This is a genomic window from Paenibacillus sp. 01T442, from assembly GCF_056398345.1.
Genome location: NZ_JBFTPF010000034.1, coordinates 32,337 through 42,887 on the forward strand (window position 1 = coordinate 32,337; position 10,551 = coordinate 42,887).

8 protein-coding genes are annotated in these 10,551 nt (G+C 47.7%); all 8 read left to right on the forward strand.

Features of this window, described 5'->3' with window-relative positions; all coding sequences use genetic code 11:
• Positions 1 to 11 precede the first annotated feature (11 nt).
• The 8 genes from AC1DLM_RS21945 to AC1DLM_RS21980 all read left to right on the forward strand — a co-directional run bounded on the left by AC1DLM_RS21945 (position 12) and on the right by AC1DLM_RS21980 (position 10,373).
• Positions 12 to 1,394, forward strand: a complete 1,383-nt coding sequence (locus AC1DLM_RS21945; RefSeq protein ID WP_441991128.1) for an MATE family efflux transporter — start codon at positions 12 to 14, stop codon at positions 1,392 to 1,394.
• Between the two features lie 24 nt (positions 1,395 to 1,418).
• Complete coding sequence (locus tag AC1DLM_RS21950) at positions 1,419 to 3,629, forward strand: alpha-galactosidase (RefSeq protein ID WP_477571186.1); 2,211 nt, start codon at positions 1,419 to 1,421, stop codon at positions 3,627 to 3,629.
• Between the two features lie 4 nt (positions 3,630 to 3,633).
• Complete coding sequence (locus tag AC1DLM_RS21955; RefSeq protein WP_477571187.1) at positions 3,634 to 4,008, forward strand: cupin domain-containing protein; 375 nt, start codon at positions 3,634 to 3,636, stop codon at positions 4,006 to 4,008.
• Positions 4,005 to 5,783: a glycoside hydrolase family 36 protein gene (locus AC1DLM_RS21960; RefSeq protein WP_477571188.1), complete on the forward strand. Its 1,779-nt coding sequence runs from the start codon at positions 4,005 to 4,007 to the stop codon at positions 5,781 to 5,783. Before AC1DLM_RS21955 ends, AC1DLM_RS21960 begins: the two co-directional genes overlap by 4 nt.
• 44 nt (positions 5,784 to 5,827) lie before the next feature.
• The gene (locus AC1DLM_RS21965; protein WP_477571189.1) at positions 5,828 to 6,820 is read left to right on the forward strand and encodes an aldo/keto reductase; all 993 of its coding nucleotides are present in this window, start codon (positions 5,828 to 5,830) and stop codon (positions 6,818 to 6,820) included.
• 353 nt (positions 6,821 to 7,173) lie between these two features.
• Positions 7,174 to 8,373 (forward strand): glucuronate isomerase, encoded by a 1,200-nt coding sequence (locus AC1DLM_RS21970; protein ID WP_477571190.1) that lies wholly within the window; start codon positions 7,174 to 7,176, stop codon positions 8,371 to 8,373.
• Positions 8,374 to 8,518: 145 nt separating this feature from the next.
• A complete protein-coding gene (locus AC1DLM_RS21975; protein WP_477571191.1) occupies positions 8,519 to 9,475 on the forward strand; it encodes an ABC transporter permease in 957 nt (318 codons plus the stop codon).
• 28 nt (positions 9,476 to 9,503) lie between these two features.
• Positions 9,504 to 10,373 (forward strand): carbohydrate ABC transporter permease, encoded by an 870-nt coding sequence (locus AC1DLM_RS21980; RefSeq protein ID WP_441991133.1) that lies wholly within the window; start codon positions 9,504 to 9,506, stop codon positions 10,371 to 10,373.
• Positions 10,374 to 10,551: the final 178 nt, after the last annotated feature.

Genomic DNA, 10,551 nt, shown 5'->3' on the forward strand with positions numbered 1-10,551 from the left:
GCAGGTCAGCCATGAGTTCAGATGCAGCGACATACAGCGAATCCGCCTCCATAAATCCGCAGGATGATAAAGCTGTTCGCCGGATGATTTTCAAATTGGCAGGGCCATCTTTGATGGAGATGCTGCTCATGAACGCAACTCAAATGGTGATGATGATCCTAGTCGGACACCTTGGGGCTGTTGCCGTGGCAGCTGTTGGCTTAACAAGCCAGCCGTATTTATTATTGAGCGTACTGTTTGCAGCGCTGAATTCGGGTACTACCGTTATCGTTGCTCGCTCCACGGGAGCGGGGAAGATGGGGGATGCGAATTTGGCGGCAGGGCAATCGCTTATGCTTGGTACAGCCCTGTCTGTCGTTATTGTGGCACTTGGAGTCACCTTTGCGGAGAGTCTGCTTCAACTGATGGGCGCTAGTGATGAGGTCGTTCAAGTTGGACTGCCCTATGCGAAGATCATGTTTTTCTCGATCGGTTTTTCCTCCATTTCGTCGGCTTTATCCGCTATTCTGCGAGGCTCGGGAGACACCCGAACACCGATGAAAATCAATGTGCTGGCTGGCTGCGTGAATGTGACCCTCGGGTTTTTGCTGATTTACGGCCATCTCGATTTACCGCAAATGGGGATTACGGGCGCAGCGATAGCTACGTTGGTTGTTCAGTCCGGAGCTATGATTTGCTTTATTGCTGTCATGTTCAGCGGAAGATTTAGAGTCCGCATCGGCTGGTCAGAGATCAGTCGTTTGGATAAAGCCATGATTAGTCGTATGCTGCGGATTGGCATTCCGAGCAGTCTTGAGCAGTTGATTATGCGATTAGGAATTATGACGTTTGTGAAAATATGTGCGGGATTGGGGACCGTTGCCGTCGCGGCAACACAAATAGTAACGAGCGTCATTGGCATCTCGTTTATGCCGGGGGCTGCCTTTGCCATAGCAGCTTCAACGTTAGTTGGGCAAACCCTTGGTGTAAGCAAACCCGATCTTGCTGAACGCTATGTGTGGCAGGTCCGCAAGTACGGCATGATCGTGGCCGGTTGTATGGGGGCGCTTTTTATTTTGTTAGCACCGCATATCCTTAGGCTGTATACCAATGACGAGACGATAATTCGTGAAGGGGCTTGGGCACTTCGAATCGTAGGATTCATTCAGGTGTCCCAAATATCGCAATTTGTTCTTGGAGGCGCTCTACGAGGAGCAGGCGATACCCGTTATCCTTTATATTCGACATTCATTGGCGTGTGGGGAATCAGGGTTGTTCTGAGCTACTTGTTTGTCTATATCTTCCACTGGGGCATGATCGGTTTATGGAGTGCGGTTGCAAGTGATCAGTTTCTCCGATCTAATCTGATTTATTTGAGGTTTAAACGCGGGGCTTGGAAGCATCTCAAGGTTTAATACGCACAAAGGGGACGCGTCAAAATGGGGATTGTGTACAATTCGAATTCGCAAACCTTCCATCTTCAAGGGAAGTCATCGAGCTATATCATGCAACTGATCAATTCCAAATATGTAGCTCATGTTCATTGGGGGCGCCAAGTACGAGGCAGTAATCCCGGCGGGTTGCTCGCAATGAGACGTCGATGCTCTTTCTCTCCATCCACGGATCTGGATGATCTTACACTGTCATTGGACACATTACCGCAGGAATATCCGGGATATGGGGGGAGTGATTATCGAGTTCCTGCCTATCAGGTTCAAATGGAAGATGGCACGACAGTCAGTGAACTCGTCTATGAGTCCCACCGGATTTACGCAGGAAAAGAACCGTTGGAGGGGCTGCCATCGACCTACACGGAGGATGAGAGCGAAGCAGAGAGCATCGATATCGTATTGAGTGATAAATTGATCGGATTAAAGGCTATTCTCACGTACACGGTATTTCGTGATTTAGATGCCATTACCCGGTCTGTTCGATTCGTAAATGAGAGTAATCAGTCCATCAAGCTGTTGCGAGCATTGAGCTTCGGTCTCGATATGTCTCGCAGCGATTTCGATATGCTTCATTTATCAGGCACATGGGCGCGCGAGCGACATATCGAAAGACGCCCCCTTGCCACAGGTGGGTCTGTGATTGAAAGCCGTCGGGGGGCTAGCAGTCACTCTCTGAACCCCTTCATGGTGCTGCTTTCCAAGCAAGCGGATGAAGATCACGGCGAAGTTTACGGATTCAGCCTCGTTTACAGCGGGAACTTTGTTGCTCAAGCGGAAGTGGACCCTTACGGAACGACGCGTGTGGTGATGGGCATCAATTCCTTTGATTTCTCTTGGCTCTTGGAGCCAGGGGAAGCCTTCCAAACGCCCGAAGCGGTTCTCGTTTATTCTGCCGAAGGCCTCGGCGGGATGTCGCGCACCTATCATAGGCTGTATCGCACACGGTTATGCCGTGGACAATTCCGGGATCGTCACAGGCCAATTCTCATTAACAACTGGGAAGCCACTTATTTCAATTTCAATGCGAATAAAATTGAAGAGCTTGCACGAGTGGGCAAGGAGCTCGGCTTAGAGCTTCTAGTACTGGACGATGGTTGGTTCGGCAAGCGTGACAATGATAAAAGCTCACTCGGCGATTGGTTCGTTGATCGTAACAAACTCCCACAAGGCATGCCTGATTTGGTAAGCCGAGTGAAACAGCATGGACTAGAGTTCGGTCTATGGTTTGAGCCAGAGATGGTATCCCCAGACAGTGAGCTGTATCGGGCACATCCCGACTGGTGTCTGCATGTGCCGGGCCGGCGAAGGACAGAAGCACGGCAGCAGTTGATCCTGGACTATTCGCGTCAAGATGTCAGAGATTACATCGTGAAGGTCATCACAGATATACTTGCGAGCAGTCCCATCACGTATGTGAAATGGGATATGAACCGAAATATGACGGAAATCGGTTCTGCCCAACTCCCGCCAGAGCGGCAACGTGAAACGGCACATCGTTATATGCTGGGGCTATACGAAGTAATGGAACGGATAACTTCGGCATTTCCGAACGTTTTGTTCGAAAGCTGTTCTGGCGGTGGAGGGCGGTTCGATCCAGGGATGCTCTACTATATGCCGCAGACATGGACGAGTGATAACACGGACGCCGTTGAACGGCTGAAAATTCAATATGGCACGAGTATCGTGTATCCCATCAGCACGATGGGCGCTCATGTTTCCGCAGTTCCTAATCATCAAGTACATCGGACGCCGCCGCTTGATATGCGTGGGCATGTGGCGATGTCGGGTAACTTCGGTTACGAACTTGATTTGACTACATTCACGGAAGCGGACAAGGAAGACGTGAAGAAACAAGTCGCACTCTATAAACAATTGCGGCCGGTGATCCAGTTCGGCGAATTTTACCGCTTGATAAACCCTTTTGAAAACGCTAGCGCGGCTTGGATGTTTGTTTCCGAGGATAAGAAGGAAGCTTTGGTCGCTTTTTTTCAAGTACTCTCAGAGCCGAACGCACCTCTCAGGAAATTGCGATTGAAGGGCCTTGCACCCGAGAGCAATTATTTACTTTATGATGCGGGAGATCAGGATACGCGTGTGGAAATATTTGGGGGAGACGAACTCATGCATGTAGGACTTAATTTACCGATCTGGAAGGGCGATTTCCGAAGCCGCCTTTACCGCATACAAATGGAGGAATAACAAGATGAAAAAGCTGCGTTTCAGCGATTTGCAGGATAAGAAGAACGGTCATATTTTGCAGGATGTATTACCAGGGGCTTATTTATCGTCAGGCGGTCTGTCTTTCGCGAAACGTGGCGACCGCAGCCATACGAACGATGGTCCTGAAGGAAGAGACTACCATGTTCACGGAGATTGTGAAGCGTTTCTTATTTTGCAGGGAACGGGAACGATGGAGATGAACGGGGAGCATATCCCGGTTATGACGGGAGACATCGTGATTATTGAACCAGGCGAGGATCACCATCTCAATTCCAGTGAGGACGACCCGATTGTCACTGTCTGGTGCCATGCAGGCCCGAATCGGCATAAGAATCAACAACAGGAGGATGCAGTGTGAACAAAATCATAAACACGGATATCCATTCCTTTCATTTATCGAGTGAGGACCATGGATTCACCGTCACGCTGTTTACGGAGAACCTGCAGGAGGGTATTGATGTCATCACGTTGCGACTGGAAGCAGAGGAGGCGGTAACGCCTCCCGTACTCACACTTCGTTGGTCACATCCGGCCTGTGATATTCAAGGCAGCTGGCATCCGGCCCAGGACCGGAATAAGAGCTTTAAGGCCGATTGGATGCGTACTTTGCGTTCCAATGCTGCTGCGTCTGCACCTGTTTATGCGTTATTTAATAGTGTGGGTCGTAATAGGCTAACATTTGCCTATTCAGATGCCCTGAACACGGTACACTACTCGGGAGGCATCAGTGAGGAAACCGCCGATTTCCATTGCTGCGTTCAATTGTTTACAGAGACTACAGCCCCTTTCCGATCGTATGAAGCGAAGCTCCTCGTAGATACGAGAKATGTGCCTTACTATGAAAGCCTTGATGGCGTTCAAGCGTGGTGGAGCGAGATGCCGGAGTATCGTCCGGCGTTCGTTCCAGAGGCTGCCAAGGAACCGATGTATTCGACTTGGTATAGTATGCACCAGAATGTCACAGACGTCCAAATCGAAGAACAGTGTCGTATTGCCAAAAAGCTAGGGATGGAAGCCGTCATCGTGGATGATGGCTGGCAGACTGCAGATAACCGCAGAGGGTATGCCTATTGCGGAGATTGGGAGACTTATGAGGGAAAATTCCCCGACATGAAGCGGCATGTGGATGCAGTTCATGCTTTAGGTATGAAGTTTATCCTGTGGTACTCGGTACCTTTTATCGGTAAATACAGTCAGGCATGGAATCGATTCAAGGATAAAATCCTTCGATTTAATGAAGGCCACGGAGCCGCTGTGCTTGATCCGAGATATCCGGATGTCCGGGAATATATCATCAATACCTATGAGAAAGCGGTCAAGGAATGGGGCTTGGACGGCTTTAAGCTTGATTTCATTGATACGTTCTATTCGCCTGAGTTGCAGCTGCCTTCCACAGTGGAAGGTAAGGATTATGAGTCTATACCTGCTGCTGTTGATCGTCTATTGACGGATTCTATCGGTAGATTGAGAGAATTGAACCCTAGTATCATGATCGAGTTCCGTCAAATGTACATTGGTCCTGCGATGCGCAAATACGGCAATATGTTCCGCGCTTCCGATTGTCCGAACGACAGCATCCAGAATCGCGTACGAACACTGGATCTTAGGCTGATTTGTGGAAATACAGCGGCTCATGCCGATATGATCATGTGGCATCCTGAGGAGCCTGTTGAAAGTGCTGCCTTGCAGTTGATTAACTGTTTATTCTCAGTTCCGCAGGTATCCGTCCTCTTGGATAAGCTGCCTTCCGATCATTTGAAGATGCTAACCTACTGGCTTGCTTTCTGGAAAGAAAATCGAACGCTACTACTGGACGGTACTATTGCGCCAATGAATCCGGAAATGTTATATCCGCTAGTCCGTGCGATTCGTGAGGATCGAGAGATTGTTGTCGCTTATCATGAGCAAATTGTGCCTATCGATGCAGCCGTGCCAGTGTCTCAATGGATCGTAGTGAATGGCAGAAGACAGGACGGACTCTATGTAGAGGTTACAAGTGAAATGGGGAAAGCGAATGTGACCATTCGCAATTGCTGTGGTGAAATCACGGAGGAGCAGTCTGTCGATTGGAGATCAGGTATTCATAAGCTTGCGATTCCGGCGTCAGGGCTTGCAACCATCTCCATTAGATAAAGATTAGATTCACAGTAGTTTTAATTTAGGGGGTCAACGATACGATGAACTATGCAGCAAATGAAGGAAGATATTTAGACATGCCGTACAATCGAAGCGGAAAGAGCGGTCTAAAGCTGCCGCCGATTTCGTTTGGATTGTGGCACAATTTTGGTGGCGTCGATCTATTCGAGAACAGCAGAGCGCTAGCGCGCCATGCCTTTGATCTAGGGATTACGCATTTCGATCTTGCGAATAATTATGGCCCACCGACTGGCTCAGCAGAAGAAGTGTTCGGGCAAATTTTGAAAAAGGATTTGCTACCGTATCGTGACGAGCTGATTATCGCTACGAAAGCTGGCTACCGCATGTGGGATGGTCCCTATGGGGAGCGTGGCTCCCGCAAAAGCATGCTCGCCAGCCTTGATCAAAGCTTGAAGCGATTAGGCATGGATTATGTAGATATTTATTATTCGCACCGTTTCGATGCAGAGACGCCTCTGGAAGAAACGATGAGCGCTTTGGATCAGGCTGTACGTCAGGGCAAAGCGCTGTATGTCGGTGTGTCCAACTATAATGCGGAGCAAACGGAGCAAGCCGCAGCAATATTGAAAGGTCTTGGCACGCCGTTCATCATTCATCAAGTACACTACTCGATGTTCGAAAGGCGGCTGGAGCAKGGGCTGCAGGATATTTTGGCAAAAGAAGGCGTAGGGTCTATCGCCTACAGTCCGCTCGCCAGGGGGCTTCTGACGGATCGTTATTTGGAGAACATTCCGGCCGATTCCCGTGCTGCGGGGGGCAGTGTGTTCCTAAGACCTGAGGATATTACGGAAGAAAAGATTGCTAAGTCACGTCTATTGCATGTATTAGCTCAGGAGCGAGGGCAAAGTCTTGCCCAGATGGCTTTAGCTTGGGTTCTTCGCAAGGGACATGTGACTTCTGCATTAATTGGCGCAAGCAAAGTGAGTCAGCTAGATGATAATGTGGCCGCCTTGAAGCAGCCTAATTTCACACAAGAAGAATTGGATCTGATCGATAGCATTTTAAGTAAATAATTTAAGAGCATCGCGTGGACATTGAAGTCTACTCGGTGCTTTTTATTTTCAGCATAAATGAAAGTATAAATTTAAAGCTAAAAATCGGGTATTACGAAGTTTGAATGTGAAGTTAGTCGATAAAATCGACTAACTGGTGCGCCTGAGGGGTAATGCGAGGTAAGTTAGTCGATAAAATCGACTAACTCGCGAGCAGGGGAGGCAATGGGAGCAGAGTACTACAAGGACAGCGGCGGTTTATCTTCCTTTTCAACGATCATAAAAAATCACAACCCTGTGGAAGTTATCCCATGTAACAGATCAGACAATCCATGTACCATCAGGACATACGACGTGTAGAAGGAGGAAGAAGAATGAATAGTCAGATGAAGCAGGGAAAGGAAGATTTTGAGGCACAGATTATGCAGCTGCCCGTTGTAGATACGCACACCCACCTCGTGGGGGATCGACTCTGTGCTTGCGACTTCTGGGAGATTGCCCACTATTTCTGGTTGTTTCGTGAACTACAGGCTGCTGGTTACCCAGCGAATGCCATGGAGCTGCCTGAAGACGAACKGATCGCTGCTTTCTTGGAAGCTTACCATGGATCGCGAAATACGATGATGAATGTGGCGATGACGCACATTTTCAGAGATTTATACGGCATTGTCATCCGCGACGCGGCCTCGGTAAAGGAAGCTGACGCTGCCGTGAAACAGAGCGCTGGGCGTGTTACGTGGGCGCAAGAGGTGGCAGACCGATTGAACGTGAGCAGATTCGTCGTGAATATACCCGAACACGCAGATTTTCAAGGCATGCGTGAGAACGCCATCCTAATCCCGCGAATTGATGGGAGAATAGGGGGCTGGGTCAAGGAAATCGAGTCATCGCCTAATCCAGCTGGGGTATTCGCACAAGTGCGAGAGAAACTAACTCAGTTATTAGATACCTATAAGGAAGCCGGTTACGCAGGTGTTATGACCACGTTGCCGAGCTATGAAGCCAGCGCAAACCGCAAGGTTATAGTCGGGCAAGGCAATACGAAGGATGAAATATTAATGATGCTTCTGCACGAATTAGGGGCTGCTGCTGAGCAACGGGGACTTCTCATACAGCTGTTTCTCGGCGTGGAACGTTCTTGGTGTGGAACAGCGACGCCAGTCAATGACCCCACTCGTATCCTGAAGCTCTCTGCCTTGTTTGAATCGTATGCCTGCACCTTTGAACTCGTGGTGGCCTCCGAGCTTAACAATTTGGATATTGTGCAAGCGGCATGGAATTTTCCGAATGTTCATGTAGGTGGGCATTGGTGGTTTAACTTCCGTGCGAGTACCTATCGCGATAGTATGCAGTATCGGTTAGAGGCGCTTCCGGCAATGAAAAGTTCCCTCATTGTATCCGATGCCAGGTGCATGGAGTGGAGCTACGGCAAGATTCTGCTTGTTAAACGGATTGTGAGCGATTTCCTATGGGGTCAGATCGAGGCAGGCTGGATAGATTATGACACGGCAATCTATGTGGCTGAGCATTGGCTCTACCACAGTGCAGCGAAGCGCTACGGGGTTGCACATTGATCCTATTGTAATAGTTCCCGCCGCTCCCATAGTTCTAATCGTAAAAAAACACAGCGCGCTATAAGTTTCACCATGTCTGCCTTGGAACAACCCTAGTAAGATGAAGAAGTCAAATCGATGCAGCATGCAAGAAGGGGAGGAAAACATGGCCAGCAAAGTACAGCCATCCGATCAATCAATGTATAATTTCTCATCGCAGAGTCAGAAATGGGCTTTTATGCGAAAACATTGGCCGATTTATGTGATCTCATTACCGGGAATTATTTATTTCTTACTTTTTAAATATATCCCATTATTCGGTTCGGTCATCGCGTTTCAAAACTACAACATTTTCAAAGGGATAAAAGGAAGCGACTGGGTAGGATTAGAGCATTTCCAACGCATGTTTGCTTACACCGATTTCCTGCAAATTTTAAAAAATACGATATTAATCGGTATTTATGATATGTGTTTCGCATTTCCGATTCCAATCGTCTTGGCTCTTCTCATTAATGAAGTACGCATCATGGCTTATAAACGGATTGTACAAACGGTGGTGTATATGCCGCACTTCCTGTCGTGGGTCATCGTCGGAGGCATCGTTGTTGGGGTGTTATCCCCTTCCACGGGAATTGTCAATCATCTACTCTCCTTGTTCGGCGTTGAGCCTATCTATTTCTTGGGGGAAAATAGCTACATTCGAACCATTCTCATTAGTTCTGGCGTTTGGAAGGATAGCGGTTGGGGAACGATCATCTATTTGGCAGCGATTGCAGGCATTAATCCTGACCTGTACGAAGCATCACAAATCGATGGAGCCAGTCGGATTCGTCAAGTGTTCTCCATCACGATTCCTAGTATTTTACCAACCATCGTTATTTTATTTTTGCTTCAAATTGGTAATTTCCTCGATTTCGGTTTCGAACGCGTCTTCGTATTTCTTAACCCGCTTAACAATGAGAATGGGGAGATTATTGATACGTTTGTGTACCGAGCAGGGCTTGTTGATCGTCAATACAGCTACACGACGGCTATTGGGTTGTTCAAGTCGGTTGTGGGTCTACTGTTGATCATGATCAGTAATATGTTTAGTAAAAAAATGACGGGCGAAGGCTTGTACTGATACGGAAGGAGACCGGAGGTGAATCGCTATGATTATGACAAGAGGCCATAAAATTTTTAATATCTTCAACCTTATATTGTTAGGTGTTCTCGGTTTGAGCATGGTGCTGCCCCTTATTCACATTATTGCGCAGTCCTTAAGCAATAACACGGCCATTAATGCAGGAGATGTATCATTTTGGCCTGTGGGCTTCACATTAGGCAGCTATAAACTTATTTTGGAGGATCCGACGATCTGGATCGGGTTCAGGAATAGTGTCATTATTACAGTATTTGGTACTTTTATTAATTTATTTATGACAACAACGCTTGCGTATCCGTTGTCCAGACCTGAATATTTGTTTCGTAAATCGATTCTACTTTTGGTATTGTTTACTTTAATTTTCAGCGCACCGTTAATTCCCAACTATTTATTGATCAAGCAATTAGGAATGTTGAATACCCTCTGGGCCTTAATGCTGCCAATGGCGATTAGCGCTTTTAATTTATTCGTGATGCGGTCATTTTTCTTGAATCTACCATCGGAACTGCTGGATTCGGCACGAATGGACGGTTGCGGAGAGTTCCGTATACTCTGGAATATCGTCTTGCCGCTATCTAAGCCTGCGATGGCTACAATGGGCATTATGTATGCAGTCAGTCACTGGAACCGTTATGCGGAGGCCGTCTTCTATATTGATCATCGTCAATGGATACCGCTGCAAGTGCGGCTGAGGGAAATTGTATTTACCGATCAGATGGGGCAATCGGATGTATCATCGGAACTTCTGCAGCTCCTATCCCCAGAAGGAATTAAGATGGCGGTCATTGTCGTCGCTACGATTCCAATCCTGTGTGTGTACCCGTTCCTACAAAAGCATTTTATCCAAGGTATGATGGTGGGTTCGGTGAAATCTTAATGCAAATAGCGTGAAATCGGCCACCCCGTAAGCGTATATGGGGTGGTTTTTTTGACCTAACGGATTGCTGCTCATATCGTAAATAAAACAACCCCAATCGTAAATTTTTCCATCTATGGAAATAAGAATGTGATTTACACTTAGGCAAGCAGGGGAGGAAGGAGATGATCTTAACATT